Origin of the sequence: Streptomyces tagetis, from assembly GCF_018069565.1 — a bacterium.
Classification (GTDB): domain Bacteria; phylum Actinomycetota; class Actinomycetes; order Streptomycetales; family Streptomycetaceae; genus Streptomyces; species Streptomyces tagetis.
The window spans coordinates 123,506-139,498 of sequence record NZ_JAGPNL010000003.1 but is presented as its reverse complement, the minus strand read 5'-3'; the positions used below and the strand labels follow the sequence as shown (position 1 = coordinate 139,498).

Here is a 15,993-nt window from a genome sequence, read left to right as displayed (position 1 = left end):
GGTTGGACGCGGTCGGGTAGTGGGTGGAGTTTGCGCAGGTCACGGGCTCGGCCGAGGGGGCGGGAACCGAGTGGTGGCCTGGGGGTGCGTGGGCAGCGGGGCACGGGGTGTGGGGGCTGCGAGCCGCGGTGGCGGGAGCCCGGCGGCGATCGCACTCAGTAAACAAATGGTAATTCGGAGTAAAGGAAAGGCATAGACTTTCCGTGCAAGAGGAGGAGAAGACCGCTCACGTGGGTGAATCGGTCTTTTCATCGGCTTGTCGTACTAATTCCTTCTCTCTCCCGTGCCACCTTGGCCGCGCTGACGGCACGCCCGGCACAGCACCCGAAGCGCCCGCGTCGGCGTAGGCCCGAGAGAAGGAAGAAGGTGGGCGGAACATGGCCGCCACCCACAGGACCGCCACACGGATCGTGGTCGCCGCGATCTGCGCCGCGTCGCTCGCCGGTTGCGCGATCGGCACCGACGGCGACCAGGCCGGCGACAGCCAGCAGAAGGAGAAGGGCAAGGCCGCACCCGCACCCAAGAACGCGGTCCGGCTCATCGGCGACGGCTCCACCGCGTACACCGGTGCCCAGCCGCACCTGCCCCGGCCGGAACGGCTCAAGGCGGGCCAGAAACCCCCGCAGTTCGTGGTGTTCTCCTGGGACGGGGCGGGCGAGGACAGCCAGAAGCTGTTCTCGCACTTCCGTCAGGTCGCCAAGGACAACAAGGCCACGATGACGTACTTCCTGAGCGGCGTGTACATGCTGCCGGAGGAGAAGCGCGACCAGTACCAGCCGCCCCAGCACTCCCCGGGCCGCTCCGACATCGGATTCAACGACGAGCAGGGCATCTCCGACACCGTCAAGCAACTGAGGCTGGCGTGGCAGGAGGGCAACGAGATCGGCACCCACTTCAACGGCCACTTCTGCGGTGCCGGCGGCGGGGTCGGCGAGTGGTCGGTCGAGGAGTGGAAGGACGAGATCAGCCAGGCCAAGCAGTTCGTGAAGACCTGGAAGACCAACACCGGCATGAAGGAGGCCGCGCCGCTCCCCTTCGACTACGACAAGGAGTTGATCGGCGCCCGCACCCCGTGTCTGGAAGGCCAGAAGAACTTCATGCGGGCGGCGAGCCAGATGGGCTTCCGCTATGACAGCAGCGGTGTCAACAACCAGGTCTGGCCGTCGAAGAAGGAAGGGCTCTGGGACCTGTCGATGCAGCTCGTGCCCTTCACCGGGCACACCTTCGAGCAACTCACCATGGACTACAACTTCATGGTCAACCAGTCCGGCACCGCCACCCAGGGCGATCCCGCCAAGCGGGAGTTCTGGGGTGACCAGATGCGGGACAGCCTGCTCCAGGGCTTCCAGCGCGCCTACGACGGCAACCGCGCGCCGCTGATCATCGGCAACCACTTCGAGTCCTGGAACGGCGGCACCTACATGCGCGCCATCGAAGAGGTCGTCAAGTCGGTGTGCACCAAGGAGGAGGTGCGCTGCGTCTCCTTCCGGCAGCTCGCCGACTGGCTGGACGCCCAGGACCCGAAGACGCTCGACAAGCTGCGCACCCTGAACGTCGGCGAGGCGCCGAAGCAGGGCTGGGCGTCCTTCCTGTCGGCCGCGCCCGCGCCTGCGCCGAAGGGCGTGCCCGGGGCACCGGCGGCCAAGCAGTAGCCGGCGGTCAGGCAGTAGCCGGCGGTCAGGCGGGGGCGGCGACCCCTTCGCCGAGCACGAAACCGGGATCGACCTGCGCGGCCAGGTCGGTCCCGGTGCGCTCGTTGCCCCAGCTCTGGGCGTTCTTGAGGTGGAAGTGCACCATCTGGCGGGTGTAGCGCTCCCAGTCCCGCAGCTCGTACGTCGCGTCGGCCGCCGTGTGCAGCGTCTCCAGCGCGCGGCGGTTGGCGTCCTCCAGGAGGCCGAACCGGGGTGGCCGGCCCTTCTCCATGCCGCGCACCCAGTCCGAGTGCCCGACCGTCGTCAGCAGGTCCTCGCCGACGTGTTCGCGCAGGAAGTCGAGGTCGTCCGGCCCCTGCACCTTGTTGCCGACGACGCGGAGGACGACGCCGTAGTCCCGCGCGTACTCCTTGTACTGGCGGTAGACCGAGACCCCCTTCCGGGTCGGCTCGGCGACGAGGAACGTCATGTCGAAGCGGGTGAACATGCCGGAGGCGAACGAGTCCGAGCCGGCCGTCATGTCGACCACGACGTACTCGTCACGGCCGTCGACCAGGTGGTTGAGGCACAGCTCCACCGCTCCCGTCTTGGAGTGGTAGCAGGCGACCCCCAGGTCGGCGTCAGTGAAGCGCCCGGTGACCATCAGACGAACGGCGCCGTCGTCGAGTTCCACCGGTCGCGCGCAGGCGTCGAAGACCGGGTTGTCCTCACGCACCCGCAGCAGCCGCGAGCCCTCGCCCGGGGGCGTCGTCTTGATCATCTTGTCGGCGGAGGCGATGCGCGGGTTGGTGCCGCGCAGGTGATCCTTGATCAGCGGCAGGTGCTCGCCCATCGCGGGCAGCCCGGCCGCGCGCTGGTCGTCGAGGCCGAGAGCGGCCCCCAGGTGCTGGTTGATGTCGGCGTCGATCGCCACGACGGGCGCCCCGGTGGCGGCGAGATGGCGGACGAACAGGGAGGACAGCGTGGTCTTGCCGCTGCCGCCCTTCCCCACGAAAGCAATTTTCATGTTCACCAAGCGTAGTGGCGCCGTCGCGGTGGGTGTCACGGGAGTCTGCCGCTACGTGAAGAAGACCACTCCTTCGTGGGGCGGGCCGGCAGGGTGCGTACTGTCGTACTCATGAGTACGACAGGCGCGACCGCCGATCCGCTCGCGGCCCTGGGCGCACTGCCCGGCGTGGCCGATTCCGTGGAGTCCGTACGCAAGGCCGTGGACCGGGTCTACGGTCACCGGGTCATGCGACGGCGCAGCAACCAGATCACCTCCGAGGCGGCCTTGCGCGGAGCCCGGGGTTCCGCGGCGCTGTCCGGCGCGGACTGGGCCCTGGAGGAGTTGCGCCGGCGAAGCGACTTCGGCGGCGACGACGAGGCCCGCACGGTGGGCGCGGCGCTGCGGCTCACCGCCGAGGCGGGGCAGTTGCTGTCCGTCTGGCGGCAGTCGCCGCTGCGGGTGCTGGCCCGCCTCCACCTGGTGGCCGCCGCGGAACAGTCCGACCTGGTGGGACGCCCCCGTCAGGAGGGCGAACCGGTGGACGAGCCCTTCGTGGACCTGCCGTTGCCGACCGCGGCCGAGGCGCATGCCCGTCTGGAGGGGCTGGCCGACCTGGTCGTCGCGGGCAGTTCCGCGCCCGCGCTGGTGATCGCGGCCGTCGTCCACGGCGAGCTGATGACCCTGCGTCCCTTCACCTCGCACAACGGCCTGGTCGCGCGCGCGGCCGAGCGGGTCGTCCTGGTCGGCAGCGGACTCGACCCGAAGTCGGTCTGCCCCGCCGAGGTGGGCCACGCGGAACCGGGCCACGAGGGCTACCTGAAGGCGCTCCAAGGCTACGCCTCCGGTACGCCCGAGGGGATGGCCGAGTGGATCGCCCACTGCGGCCGGGCGGTCGGGCTGGGCGCACGCGAGTCGATGGCGGTCTGCGAGGCGCTCCAGCGCGGTGCGGCGTAGGGCGGTCGGGCTCGCTGGGAGGCTGCCGTGCCGTGGCCCGAACTCGTCGGGGCCGCGGGTGCGCGATGCGGACGGCGTGCGGTGGCGGGGTCGGGTGGCGGACGGCGTGCGGTGCCGGGGTCGGGTGGCGGGGCCAGTGGTGGGCGCGGCATGGCGGGCAGAGGAAAGGCCCCCGCCCGGGGGCCTCATGGCGGTCGTTGACGACATTTCACGGTGATGCGGCGGTACGAGATTTCGTACCGCCGCTGGCATGAGCATCGGGGTACCAAGCGTCCTCGAAATATTGCCCATCAGGCCGGGGACTTTGCCCGTCACCTGGTGCGGCTGGCCCGTAATCGACGGGTCGACGTCGCGTGGGTGCCCGGTGTTCATGCTCGGTCCGTGGGGCCATGTGCGTTGTGTGAGGTGATCCTTTCGGATGTCCCTGGTCTCGCGGGCCGTTGAATCCTTTGTACTACCGCCGCGCGGTAAGGGGAAGGGGTCGTCTCACTTCTTTACTTTTGCGCCCAAAAGCGGGTGAAAAGGTTGCTCAGGCAACTGCTGCCCGGCGTCGACTCGCATACCAGACGAGTCCCGCCGTTGCCGCCGCGGCGCCCAGTGCCGCGGCGGCAACGAGCGCCGGACGCGGCGGTACGGAGAATGCGGGAATGCGCCGCTTGAGCCGCACGGGCCGGTGGAAATCGAGAATCGGCCACTCCCGCGCCACGGCTTCGCGGCGCAAGGCCCGGTCCGGGTTCACGGCGTGCGGATGTCCGACCGACTCCAGCATCGGCAGATCGGTCACCGAGTCGCTGTAGGCGTAACAGCGGGCGAGGTCGTACCCCTCCGACGCGGCCAGCTCCCGGACGGCCTCGGCCTTGGTCGGGCCGTACGCGTAGTACTCAACCTCCCCCGTGAAGCAGCCGTCGTCGCCGACGGCCATCCGGGTCGCCACCACGCGATCCGCGCCGAGCAGTTCGCCGATCGGCTCGACGACCTCGGCGCCGGACGTGGAGACGATCACCACGTCGCGGCCGGCGATGTGGTGCTCCTCGATCAGGGAGGCCGCCTCGTCGTAGATGATCGGGTCGATGAGGTCGTGCAGGGTCTCCGCGACGAGTTCCTTGACCAGCTCGACGTTCCAGCCGCGGCACAGCGCGGACAGGTACTTGCGCATCCGCTCCATCTGGTCGTGGTCGGCGCCGCCGGCGAGGAAGATGAACTGGGCATATGCGGTACGCAAGACGGCCCTGCGGTTGATCAGCCCGCCTTGGTAGAAGGACTTGCTGAAGGTGAGAGTGCTCGACTTCGCAATGACCGTCTTGTCCAGGTCGAAGAAGGCCGCTGTGCGGGGCAAGGAGTGGTTTTCCACGACTCCGAGCATAGGCGCAGCCCATTCGGCGTAAGGTGTGGCGCGTGGGTTTGCCTGAGAGGGCTCTCGGGTACACCATGGAAGTCACGGATCGTTCGCGACCGTGCTAACCCGGCCCGACTCCTCCCCCCCCGAGTCGGCCGTGGAGACGACCCCCGCTCTCCCCCCCGGCGGGGGTCGTCGCATGTCCGGGTGGGTTTTTCCTCTTGTGGTCAGTGATGGTGCGGTACGGGCGTGGCCCGGTCCCGGTGCATTGTCATGCCCATGATTTATAACCGTCCGTAGTGATCGCGCTGCTCTGTGGAAGAAACCTCCCTCGGGTGGGGGTGTTCTCGCGGTGGCGCTCACCTGTACGGGTGACGGCGATATTCACAGGCCCGGGACTTGTCCACAGTTTTCCACCAAGATCCACATCATTTTCGCGTTCCCCGCATCGTGATTCCCACGCAACGCCATCGCCGGCCGACTTCGCGGTACGAGGCACGGCGGTGCGGCGAGGTGCCGCATGCCGTCGGGTGCGTGAGAGATCGGGTGCGAGAGAGATCGAGCCACCGGCGCACCGGGAGACCGGGAGAACGCGCTGCCGGGACTCGCCACCGGAGACCGACCCCGGGCCGGCGGTACCGAACCACCGGCACCGGGCCATTGGTACCGGTACCGGGCCCTCGGTACCGGGACGTCCGAGTCCAGGGACCGGAAGACCGAGAGGGATCGAGAGATGACGAGAGACATGTCGAAGGGGGATGCAGTCATGGCGGGAATCACCGCTCATGGCCCGCCGTCCGGGGCCGGAGAGAGGCACGGCGGACCGCTGATCGTGACCGAGGACGCCGAACTCCTCGACGACCTGCTGCGCCTGTGCGCGGCGGCCGGGGCCACACCCGAGGTGCACCACTGCCCGCCCGCGTCCCCGCCGGGGTCCGGACGGCCCGGAAGCTGGGAGGCGGCACCACTCGTCCTGGTCGGTGACGACGCCGCCGGCCGCGTCCGGGGGACCCCGCGCAGACGCGGTGTGGTGCTGGTCGGCCGAGACCAGGACGACCCGGGGATCTGGCGCCGTGCCGTCGAGATCGGCGCCGACCACGTCCTGATGCTCCCCGACGGCGAACAGTGGCTCGTCGACCGCATCGCGGACGTCGCCGAGGGCGTCGGCCGCCCCGCCCTCACCGTCGGCGTCATCGGTGGGCGGGGTGGGGCGGGGGCCTCCACACTGGCCTGCGCGCTCGCCGTCACCTCCGCACACCAAGGGCTGCGCAGCCTGCTGGTGGACGCCGATCCGCTGGGCGGCGGGCTCGACGTGCTGCTCGGAGGTGAGACGGCCGAGGGACTGAGGTGGCCCGCGTTCGCCGGCTCACGGGGCCGGGTCGGAGGCGGAGCCCTGGAGGAGTCGCTGCCCGAACTGCACTCGCTGCGGGTGCTGAGCTGGGACAGGGGCGACTGCGTCGCGGTGCCGCCCCAGGCGGTACGGGCGGTGCTGGCCGCGGCTCGGCGCAGGGGCGGCACGGTCGTCGTCGATCTGCCCCGCCGCATCGACGACGGGGCCGCCGAGGTCCTCGCCCAGCTCGACGTCGGCCTGCTCGTCGTCCCGGCCGAACTGCGCGCGGTCGCGGCGGCGGGGCGGGTGGCCTCCGCCGTCGGCATGGTCCTGCGGGACCTGCGTGTCGCGGTGCGGGGGCCGTACGGCGCCGGGCTCGACGACCGCGAGGTGGCCCGGCTGCTCGGGCTGCCGCTGGTGGGCGAGGTACCCGTCGAGGCCGGGCTGCTGCGGGGGACGGAGGGCGGTCGGCCGCCGGGTGCCGCCGGACGGGGGCCACTGGCGCGCTTCTGCCGGGAGTTCTGGGAACGCGCGCTGGTCGCGGACGGGGGCGGGGCCGCATGAGGACGCAGGCGAGCGGCGAGGCGGCCGTGCGGTACGTCGCGTCGGAGGATGAGGAGGTGACGGTCGGGAGGCCCACGGGGGTGGCCTTCGGACGGCTTGCGGGCGTGGCTTTCGGGGTGCCGGGAGGCGGCACGGTGCCTTCCACGGGGCTCCCCGCCGGCACTGCCGCAGGGGCGGCGTCTCAGAGCCCGGCGGGCTCGGCCACGGCTGGACTCCCTGCGCGGCGGCGGCCGTCGTGGGCTGCGGTGGAGAGGGAGAGCAGGGAGACCGACCCCGGACCCTACGCGGGGACCGACCGGTCGACCGGCGCCGGTGAGCTGAGGCCCCTGGCTGCGGGGGCGGGTGTCTCCGAGTTGCCGGGGCACGGGACGGCCGGGGCGTCGGGTGGCGCTTCGTCGACGTCCTCGGGGACGGACGCCGGAGAGACTCCCGTGGCGGCTCCAGGGCTGCTCGACGGCGTACGGCGGTGGCTGGCCGATCGCGGGGCGGAACCGACACCGGCCCGCGTGGCGCAGGCCCTGCGCGATCAGGGACGGGTGCTCGGAGACGCCGAAGTCCTGGGCGCCGCCGAACAACTGCGGTCGGAACTCGTCGGCTCGGGCCCCCTGGAGCCGTTGCTCGCCGACCCCGCGGTGACCGACGTCCTGGTGTCCGCGCCGGACCGGGTCTGGGTCGACCGGGGCGGCGGACTGGAGTTGACGCCCGTCTCCTTCCCGGACGCCGGTGCGGTGCGGCGCCTCGCGCAGCGTCTCGCCGGGGTCGCCGGACGGCGGCTCGACGACGCCCGGCCCTGGGTGGACGCCCGGCTGCCCGACGGGACCCGGCTGCACGCCGTACTGCCCCCGGTCGCCGTCGGCTGCACCTGCCTGTCCCTGCGGGTGGCGCGGCCCCGCGCCTTCACACTCGGCGAACTCGCGGCGGCCGGCACGGTGCCGCCCGGCGGGGACGGGGTGCTCCGGGCCCTCATGCACGCACGTCTGTCCTTCCTCGTCAGCGGAGGCACCGGCAGCGGCAAGACGACCCTCCTGAGCGCCCTGCTCGGCCTCGTCGGGCCCGGCGAACGCATCGTCCTCGCCGAGGACTCGGCCGAGCTGCGACCCGACCATCCGCACGTCGTCCGCCTGGAGACCCGGCCCGCGAACCAGGAGGGCGCGGGCCTGGTCAGCCTGGAGGACCTGGTCAGACAGGCACTGCGGATGCGACCGGACCGCCTTGTCGTCGGGGAGGTGCGCGGCCCCGAGGTCGTCCACCTGCTCGCCGCCCTGAACACCGGCCACGAGGGCGGTTGCGGCACCGTGCACGCCAACGCCGCCGCCGACGTCCCGGCCCGGCTGGAGGCGCTCGGCACGGCCGCGGGGCTCGACCGGGCGGCGCTGCACAGCCAGTTGGCGGCGGCCCTGTCGGTGGTCCTGCACCTGGTACGCGACCGGGCCGGGCGGCGCCGCATCGCCGAGGTCCACGTCCTGGAACGGGACCCGTCGGGCCTGGTCCGGACGGTGCCGGCGCTGCGGTGGGGTCCGGGGGCGTTCGTGGCGGAGCGGGGCTGGGCGCGGCTGCGGGAACTGCTGCGCGGCGACGGAATCGAAGCGGGGCCGCGGGAAGGGAGGTGCGCCGGTGACGACCATCGGTGAGTTGTCGGTGGGACTGGCCCTGGTGTGTCTGGGGGTGGCCGGGTGGCTGGCGGGCGGAGGACATCCCGGGGTACGGCGCGCGAGGCTGCTGCTCGCCCACGGAGGCACGGCCGGGACCGGTCCGCCGCCCCCGGCGCACCGGCTGCGGGAGGCCCTGCTGCGGGCCCACGGCAGGGTGCGCCCCGAGTGGTGGTGCCTCGTCGCCGGAGCGCTGCTGGCGGTGCTGGGCGGTTCGGTGCTGCCGGTCGTCGCGGGGGCGGCCGGGGTGCCGGTACTGCGCGGGGTGCGGCGGGCCGGGAGCGTCCGGCGCGATGGTGAACGCCGGCAGGACGCGGTGATCGCGTTGTGCGGGGCTCTCGCCGGTGAGGTGCGGGCGGGACGGCAGCCGGCCGAGGCGCTGGTGTGGGCCGCACGGGACTTCCGCGGGCTCGGGGAGGCGCGGGCGGGATTGCTGGCGGCGGCCAGGTTCGGCGGGGACGTCCCGGGCGCGCTGACCGCGGCGGCACGGCAGCCGGGCGCCGAGGGGCTGCGGGGCCTCGCGGCGTGCTGGCGGGTGGCCGTGGACCAGGGCGCCGGACTCGCGGCCGGACTCGACCGGCTGGAGACCGCTTTGCGCGCCGAACGGGACCAGCGGGCCGACCTGCGTGCCCAACTGGCCGGTGCCCGCGCGACAGTGGTGATGCTCGCCTGCCTTCCGGCCCTGGGGCTCCTCCTGGGCGTCGCCCTGGGTTCCGACCCGCTGCACGTGCTGCTGCACACCGGAGCGGGACTGGGCTGTCTGCTGGCCGGCGGCGTCTTGGAGGGCCTCGGCGTGTGGTGGGTGACGCGGATCGTGCGCGGAGCGGAGGCGGTGGCATGAGCGGGGAGGTTGTCCACAGGCTGGGGGCGGTGCTGGGGACGGTAGCGGCGGCCGGAGCGCTGGCGCACTGGGCGGGAGCGGCCCGGCGGGACCGGAAGGCACGCGGACGGCTCACCGCACTGCTGACGCCGGAGCTGTCCGGCCCCGGCACCCGGCGCACCGAAGTGGTGGGCGCCGTTCGTCGGGGGCTGCCCCTGCTGGGCACGGCGGGAGCCGGGTGGGCCCTGATCGGGGGAGCGGCCGGAGCCCTGGTGGGGCTGTTGCTCGCGGCGGGCCTGTGGCGCTGGCAGACCCGGAGAGCGGCGACAGGCGGGGATGCGGAGAAGGCCCTCGCGGAGGAAGCCGCCCGCCAACTGCCGCTCGCCGCCGACCTCCTGGCGGCCTGCGTCGCCGCGGGCGCCGGCCCGGTCGTCGCGGCGCGGGCGGTGGGTGACGCCCTCGGGGGACCGCTCGGGGACGCTCTGGCCCGTGGCGCGGCGGAAGTGCGGCTCGGCGGAGAGCCGGGCGGCGCCTGGCACGCCCTGGCCGAGCTTCCCGGAGCCGGCCCGCTCGCCCGGCTGCTGGAACGGGCCGACGTCTCCGGGCTGCCCGCCGCCGCTCCCGTCGCCCGTCTTGCCGCGCAGGCACGCGCCGACCGGGCACGGGCGACGACGACCAGGGCCCGCCGGGCGGCCGTCATGGTCACCGCTCCGGTGGGGCTGTGCTTCCTGCCCGCCTTCGTCGCGGTGGGCGTCCTCCCCGTCGTGATCGGCCTCGCGGGCGGAGTGCTGGGCGGAGGAGGTGGTCGCTGACGGGACGGGACCGCGCGGCACCCTGCCACTGAGGCGGGCGACCGACGGCCGAGGTACGAGCAAGAGCAAGCGAGCGGTGGGAACGGACCTTACGGGGGTTGTGATGTTTCAGGCGGCACGGGCACGGCTGCGTGCCCTGGCGATCAGGGCACGGACGGCGCGGCGACGGGACGCGGGGATGGTCACGTCGGAGTACGCGATGGGCATCGTCGCGGCCGTGGCGTTCGCGGTGGTCCTCTACAAGGTGGTGACGAGCGGGGCGGTCAGCACCGAGTTGCAGCGCATCGTGAAGCAGGCGCTCAGTGTGCGGATGTGAGCGGAAGACGAGCCGGTCGGATCGGGGAGCCGGTAAAGCGGGGGAGAGGGGGCGATGCGGCCAACGGGCCGGGAGGCGGGCCGCGGGCTCGGGTGATGAGGGGTTCGTGACGGCGGAGACCGCCGTGGTGCTGCCGGTGCTGGTGGCGTTCGCGATGGCCCTGGTGTGGGTGCTCCTGGTCGTGGCCGCCCAGATCCAGTGTGTGGACGCGGCTCGGGCGGGCGCCCGCGCCGCCGCCCGCCAGGACCCGCCCGACGCGGTCATCGAGGTCGCCCGTGAGGCGGCGCCGCGTGGCGCCCGGATCACGGTCAGCCGGGAGGCGGACCGGGTCCGTGTGGTCGTGGTGGCCCGACCGCCGGTGCTGGGTGGCCTGCCCTTCGAGGTACGCGAGGAGGCGGTGGCGGCGGCGGAACAAGCGCCGGACCCGGCGATGGCCCGGGGCACGGGGTCCGGGTCGGCCCGAGAGACGGGCACCGGGGCATGAAGGGCCGCGGCATCCTCTGGTGGCCGATGCGGGCGTCCCCGCGCCTCCGCAGGGCCTCGGGGCCGCGTACAGGCCCCGTGGGGGGCTCGGGGACGGAGGCGGGGCGCGGTGCGCCGCTACGGCACGGTGCGGCGGTGGCTCCGGAGGAGTCGGAGGCGTCGGAGGAGTCCCCGGCTCCTGGTTCCGGGACCGGCCTGGGGCGGGAGTCCCCGGCTCCTGGTTCCGGGACCGGCCCGGGGCGTGATCGGGGGTCGGCCACCGTCTGGAGCGTCGTCGCCATCGCCGTACTGTGCCTGGTCTTCGGCGTCGTGCTGGCCCTGGGACAGGCCGTCGTGGCCCGCCATCGTGCGGCGGGCGGCGCCGATCTCGCGGCGCTCGCGGCGGCGGACCACTGGGCGCGTGGCGATACGGCGGCCTGTGAGCAGGCGGACCGGATCGCGCGGGCCCAGGGCACGCGGCTCGTACGGTGCGTGCTCGTCGGGCAGATCTCGGACGTGACGGCGTCGTCGGGCCGGGGCCCCTTCGCGGCGGAGGTCCGTGCGAGAGCGGGGCCCCCAGGCCCGGGGCCGGGTGAGTGGCCAGGAGGCCCTGTGCCGACGGCGGGGCGGGCGGAGCCGGTCGGCACGGCGGGGCGTGCCGTGAAGGCTCCGGTGCGAGGGGCTGAGGCCACGGGACCTTTCGCCGAGCCCTCGGTGCGTGTGGCGACGGACCTCGGCCCTGCCGTCCGGGCCCGGGTGCGCGGGGCGGTGGCCCCTGAACCCGTCGCAGAGCACCGGCACGCGGCCCTGGACCCCCGGCCTGCCGCCCGGGCCCCCGGTGACGGCCCCTGAGCCCGGCGCGAAGCCCTTCGCGCCCGGGAGGGCCCATCACGCCCGTTCCTGGACGCGGCGGGTGGCGAGACACCCTGGCGAAGCACTACCGGTCCGTCACGGGAGGTGGGCCACCACTGCCCCCGTCGCCTTCCGCGCCTCGCAAGAGGACCGTCAGCAGGCGGACCGCGCCCCGTTTGTGCAGCGGATCGTTGCCGTTGCCGCACTTGGGGGACTGGATGCAGGACGGGCAGCCGGCGTCGCACTCGCAGGACGCGATGGCCTCGCGCGTGGCCGCCAGCCAGTCGCGGGCCGTGTGGAAGGCACGCTCGGCGAAGCCCGCCCCGCCGGGATGGCCGTCGTAGACGAAGACCGTCGGCAACAGCGTGTCCGGGTGCAGCGGCACCGAGACGCCGCCGATGTCCCAGCGGTCGCAGGTCGCGAAGAGGGGCAGCAGGCCGATCGAGGCGTGCTCGGCGGCGTGCAGGGCGCCGCCGAGGATCTCCGGACCGATCCGGGCCGCGTCGAGTTGGTCCTCGGTGACCGTCCACCACACCGCGCGCGTGCGCAGCGTCCGCGGTGGCAGGTCGAGCTTGGTCTCGCCCAGGACCTCACCGGTGATCAGGCGCCGGCGCAGGAAGGAGACCACCTGGTTGGTGACCTCGACCGAGCCGTGGCACAGGCGGCCGTCGCCCCACGGGATCTCGGTGTCAGTCTCCAGGACGGAGATCGACGTGGTGTCGCGGGCGACCGTCGAGTACGACGGCGTGGCCTGCTCGACGAGGGCGACGGAGTCCTCCAGGTCGAGGGAGCGCACGAGGTACGTACGGCCCTGGTGGAGGTGGACGGCGCCCTCGTGGACGGTCGTGTGGGCGGCACCGGCGTCGACCGTGCCGAGCAGCCGGCCTGTACCGGCCTCCACGACCTGGACCGGCTGCCCGCCCTCGCCGCGGATGTCGGTCAGGTCGGCGGCCCGTTCGCGGCGCGTCCAGTGCCAGGCCCTGGTCCGCCGGCGCAGCAGCTTCGCCGCCTCCAGTTGGGGGATCACCTTCTCGCAGGTGGGGCCGAAGAGCGGCAGGTCCTCCTCGGTCAGCGGCAGTTCGGCCGCCGCGGCGCACAGGTGCGGGGCGAGGACGTACGGGTTGTCGGGGTCGAGGACGGTGGATTCCACCGGCTGGTCGAACAGGGCCTCCGGATGGTGGACCAGGAAGGTGTCCAGCGGGTCGTCCCGGGCGACCAGCACCGCGAGGGCGCCCTCACCGGACCGGCCCGCACGGCCGGCCTGCTGCCACAGCGAGGCGCGGGTGCCCGGATAGCCGGCGATCACCACCGCGTCCAGGCCGGAGATGTCGACGCCGAGTTCGAGGGCGTTGGTGGCCGCGAGCCCGAGGAGTTCACCCGAGTGCAGGGCGCCTTCGAGGGCCCGGCGCTCCTCCGGGAGATAGCCGCCCCGGTAGGCCGCGACACGCCGGGACAGGGACCGGTCGACCTCGGCCAGGCGTTCCTGGGCGATCACCGAGATCAGCTCGGCCCCGCGCCGGGAACGGACGAAGGTGATCGAGCGCAGACCCTGCACGGTGAGGTCGGTGAGCAGATCGGCGGCCTCGGCGGTGGCCGTACGCCGTACGGGTGCTCCCTTTTCGCCCCGGAGTTCGGTCAGGGGCGGCTCCCAGAGGGCGAACACCAGTTCACCGCGGGGCGAGGCGTCGTCGGCGACCTCCACCACCGGCACTCCGGTGAGCCGGCGGGCCGCCACCGAGGGCTCGGCGGCGGTGGCGGAGGCCAGCAGGAAGACCGGGGAGGCGCCGTAGCGGGCGCACAGCCTGCGCAGCCGTCGCAGCACCTGGGCGACGTGCGAACCGAAGACGCCCCGGTAGGTGTGGCACTCGTCGATCACGACGTACTTGAGCGACTTCAGAAACGACGACCAGCGGGGATGGGAGGGCAGGATGCCGCGGTGCAGCATGTCCGGGTTGGTCAGGACGTACGTGGCGTACTGGCGAATCCACTCGCGTTCCTCGAACGGGGTGTCGCCGTCGTACACCGCGGCGCGTACGGGCGTGCCGAGCGGCTCGGCGAGGTCCTTCACCGCCCGGCACTGATCGGCGGCGAGAGCCTTGGTGGGGGCCAGGTAGAGGGCCGTGGCGCCGCGCCCTCCCGCCCTCCGCGCACCGGCGCCGAGATCCGCTGCCGCGCCCCGCCCGGCCCGCGGCGCGAGGGGACCGGCGCCGTCCAGCAGGGCGGACAGCACCGGGACCAGGTAGGCCAGGGACTTGCCGGAGGCGGTGCCGGTGGCCACGACCACGGAATCGCCGTCCAGCGCGTGCTCGATGGCGCGCGCCTGGTGGACCCAGGGGCGTTCGACGCCGGCGGCCCGCACGGCGTCGACCACCTCCGGGCGAATCCGGTCGGGCCAGGCGGCATGACGGCCCGCGCGCGGGGGCAAGTGCTCCGTATGAGTGATGCGCGCAGACCGGCTCGGTCCCGCGGCGAGCCGGTGCAGGATCGTGCCCGGAAACGCCTGGGAGGCGGGCCCGGCCAGGGGTCGATCGGATCGGTGATTCTTGGCCATCGGCACCGAGTGTGTCACTGGCGTGACGGACAATGGGACCAAGGCGTCGTGCACGCCTGCCGGTAAGTGATTGAATGCCATCGCGGCTGGCGAACCGTCCTGGGGGCTTCAAGCCGAAGCCCTGAGGGGCGACCGCTCGATAGCAAGGTGCTGGAGGATCCGTGGACCTGTCCCTGTCGACCCGTACCGTCGGCGATCGTACGGTCGTCGAGGTCGGTGGCGAAATTGACGTATACACCGCGCCCAAGCTGCGTGAGCAGTTGGTCGAGCTGGTGAACGACGGGAGTTTCCACCTCGTCGTCGACATGGAGGGCGTGGACTTCCTCGACTCCACCGGGCTCGGTGTGCTGGTCGGTGGCCTGAAGCGTGTGCGTGCCCACGAGGGCTCGCTCCGCCTGGTCTGCAACCAGGAGCGCATTCTCAAGATTTTCCGTATCACCGGCCTCACCAAGGTGTTCCCGATTCACACCTCGGTGGAGGAGGCGGTGGCGGCCACCGACTGACGTCCATCCCGGGCCCGCCCCGGCCCGGGGCGCCCGCAGAACCAGGGGGGTCCGGGCCGGTGTCCGCCCGGACCCTCGACAGCACGCCCGTAGCTCCGAGGGGGATGCATGGCCACCGTTGAACTCCGCTTCAGCGCGCTGCCCGAGCATGTCCGCACCGCCCGTCTCGTGGCGGCAGCCGTGGCACGCCGGGCCGGAGTGGACGAGGCGGTCCTCGACGAGGTCAGGCTCGCCGTCGGTGAGGCGTGCAGCCGGGCCGTGGGCCTGCACAGGAACGTGGGCATCACGGCACCGGTGACGGTGGCGCTGATCGAGGAGGAGAAGCAGTTCTCCATCGAGGTCGGTGACGAGGCACCGCACGCCGTCACGGGCGGCGCCGCCGGCGGCGCCGCCCCGGACACGGAGGCCGAGGAGGACGAGATGGGCCTCGCGGTCATCAGCGGTCTTGTCGACGACGTGAAGGTCACGGCGGACGAGGACGGTGGCCTGATCCGCATGACCTGGCCGACCGCTCCCGCGGACCTGCCGACCGCCTGATTTTTGTCGACCGTTCGCTCTGCCCCAGGGCGTCGGCCTCGGTGGCGTGGCTTTCGGCCGCGCTTTCCGGGCTGACCCGAGGGGCGTCACTTCGGCAATCCCCGGGCGTTGTTCCGGGCCGGGCCCGGCAGGGTCGGCCGGCTGGCCGACGGCTCCGCGACGGCTCCGCGACGGCTCCGCGACGGCTCCGCCCTCGCCTTCGCCCCGGGGCTTCTGCCACGAGGTCACTGCCCCTGCCCCGAGGCCCCTGCCCCGCCCCGGGGCCCCGGCCTCTGGCGGCAGGCGCCCCTGCAGCACCGCCGTCACGCCCCGCTCCCGCCCTGATCCGCGATACCGCCCGCTGACCACCCGGCGCATCGCCACCCCACCCACGCCCCCTCGGGCTCCTCCACGCCGCCCCCTGTCGGTCACCTCCCCCGGCGTTCCCCCGGCACCCACCCGCGCCCCCACACCTCGCCGAGCACCCGTCCACGCCCGCCCCACCCCCAGTCCTCCATCCCTCCGCCAGGTGCCGGCCCGCCCCCCACCGCTTCCCCACTTCACCCGAGTGCTCCCACGCCCCATCACGCGGCCTCGCGTCACCCGAAAGGCCCTGTGGCAGGGGGCTTTTCGGCATGTGCGGGAGGGGAGTCGCGCGCCTACAGTGGTCCAGTGCGCCACGTGAATT

13 protein-coding genes and 1 pseudogene are annotated in these 15,993 nt (G+C 73.2%); 11 read left to right on the top strand and 3 right to left on the bottom strand.

Features of this window, described 5'->3' with window-relative positions; all coding sequences use genetic code 11:
- Positions 1–377: 377 nt before the first annotated feature.
- Positions 378–1,652 (top strand): polysaccharide deacetylase family protein, encoded by a 1,275-nt coding sequence (locus J5Y05_RS12685; protein WP_210871688.1) that lies wholly within the window; start codon positions 378–380, stop codon positions 1,650–1,652.
- 25 nt (positions 1,653–1,677) lie between these two features.
- Here the strand turns inward: J5Y05_RS12685 and J5Y05_RS12680 are convergent, their stop codons facing one another.
- Positions 1,678–2,658 (bottom strand): ATP-binding protein, encoded by a 981-nt coding sequence (locus tag J5Y05_RS12680; RefSeq protein WP_210871686.1) that lies wholly within the window; start codon positions 2,656–2,658, stop codon positions 1,678–1,680.
- Between the two features lie 111 nt (positions 2,659–2,769).
- Here J5Y05_RS12680 and J5Y05_RS12675 point away from each other — a divergent pair, with 111 nt between their 5' ends.
- A complete protein-coding gene (locus J5Y05_RS12675; RefSeq protein WP_210871684.1) occupies positions 2,770–3,594 on the top strand; it encodes a Fic family protein in 825 nt (274 codons plus the stop codon).
- 529 nt (positions 3,595–4,123) lie between these two features.
- Here the strand turns inward: J5Y05_RS12675 and J5Y05_RS12670 are convergent.
- Positions 4,124–4,957 (bottom strand): HAD family hydrolase, encoded by an 834-nt coding sequence (locus tag J5Y05_RS12670; RefSeq protein WP_210871682.1) that lies wholly within the window; start codon positions 4,955–4,957, stop codon positions 4,124–4,126.
- Positions 4,958–5,696: 739 nt separating this feature from the next.
- Between J5Y05_RS12670 and ssd the strand changes: the two genes are divergently transcribed.
- The 7 genes and pseudogenes from ssd to J5Y05_RS12635 form a co-directional block, all read left to right on the top strand.
- Positions 5,697–6,824: a septum site-determining protein Ssd gene (ssd, locus tag J5Y05_RS12665; RefSeq protein WP_210871680.1), complete on the top strand. Its 1,128-nt coding sequence runs from the start codon at positions 5,697–5,699 to the stop codon at positions 6,822–6,824.
- A 431-nt stretch (positions 6,825–7,255) separates the two neighbouring features.
- Entirely contained in the window at positions 7,256–8,455 is a 1,200-nt protein-coding gene (locus J5Y05_RS12660; RefSeq protein WP_307853881.1) for a TadA family conjugal transfer-associated ATPase, read from the top strand.
- Complete coding sequence (locus tag J5Y05_RS12655; protein ID WP_210871678.1) at positions 8,439–9,314, top strand: type II secretion system F family protein; 876 nt, start codon at positions 8,439–8,441, stop codon at positions 9,312–9,314. The genes J5Y05_RS12660 and J5Y05_RS12655 overlap by 17 nt, the downstream gene beginning before the upstream one ends.
- Positions 9,311–10,105, top strand: coding sequence for a type II secretion system F family protein (locus J5Y05_RS12650; protein ID WP_210871676.1), 795 nt, complete (start codon positions 9,311–9,313; stop codon positions 10,103–10,105). The genes J5Y05_RS12655 and J5Y05_RS12650 overlap by 4 nt, the downstream gene beginning before the upstream one ends.
- A 103-nt stretch (positions 10,106–10,208) precedes the next feature.
- Positions 10,209–10,421, top strand: coding sequence for a DUF4244 domain-containing protein (locus J5Y05_RS12645; protein ID WP_210871674.1), 213 nt, complete (start codon positions 10,209–10,211; stop codon positions 10,419–10,421).
- A 154-nt stretch (positions 10,422–10,575) separates the two neighbouring features.
- Entirely contained in the window at positions 10,576–10,905 is a 330-nt protein-coding gene (locus tag J5Y05_RS12640) for a TadE family type IV pilus minor pilin (protein WP_372450491.1), read from the top strand.
- Between the two features lie 194 nt (positions 10,906–11,099).
- Positions 11,100–11,495, top strand: a pseudogene (locus tag J5Y05_RS12635) (Rv3654c family TadE-like protein); the annotation flags it as partial.
- Positions 11,496–11,820: 325 nt separating this feature from the next.
- Here the strand turns inward: J5Y05_RS12635 and sftH are convergent.
- The gene (gene sftH / locus J5Y05_RS12630) at positions 11,821–14,367 is read right to left on the bottom strand and encodes a DEAD/DEAH box helicase (RefSeq protein ID WP_210871670.1); all 2,547 of its coding nucleotides are present in this window, start codon (positions 14,365–14,367) and stop codon (positions 11,821–11,823) included.
- Positions 14,368–14,447: 80 nt separating this feature from the next.
- Here sftH and bldG point away from each other — a divergent pair, with 80 nt between their 5' ends.
- Positions 14,448–14,789 carry an anti-sigma factor antagonist BldG gene (gene bldG / locus J5Y05_RS12625; protein WP_003975386.1) on the top strand — a complete coding sequence of 114 codons (342 nt, stop codon included), beginning with the start codon at positions 14,448–14,450 and terminating at the stop codon, positions 14,787–14,789.
- 108 nt (positions 14,790–14,897) lie between these two features.
- Positions 14,898–15,326: an ATP-binding protein gene (locus tag J5Y05_RS12620; RefSeq protein ID WP_210871668.1), complete on the top strand. Its 429-nt coding sequence runs from the start codon at positions 14,898–14,900 to the stop codon at positions 15,324–15,326.
- Positions 15,327–15,993 lie beyond the last annotated feature (667 nt).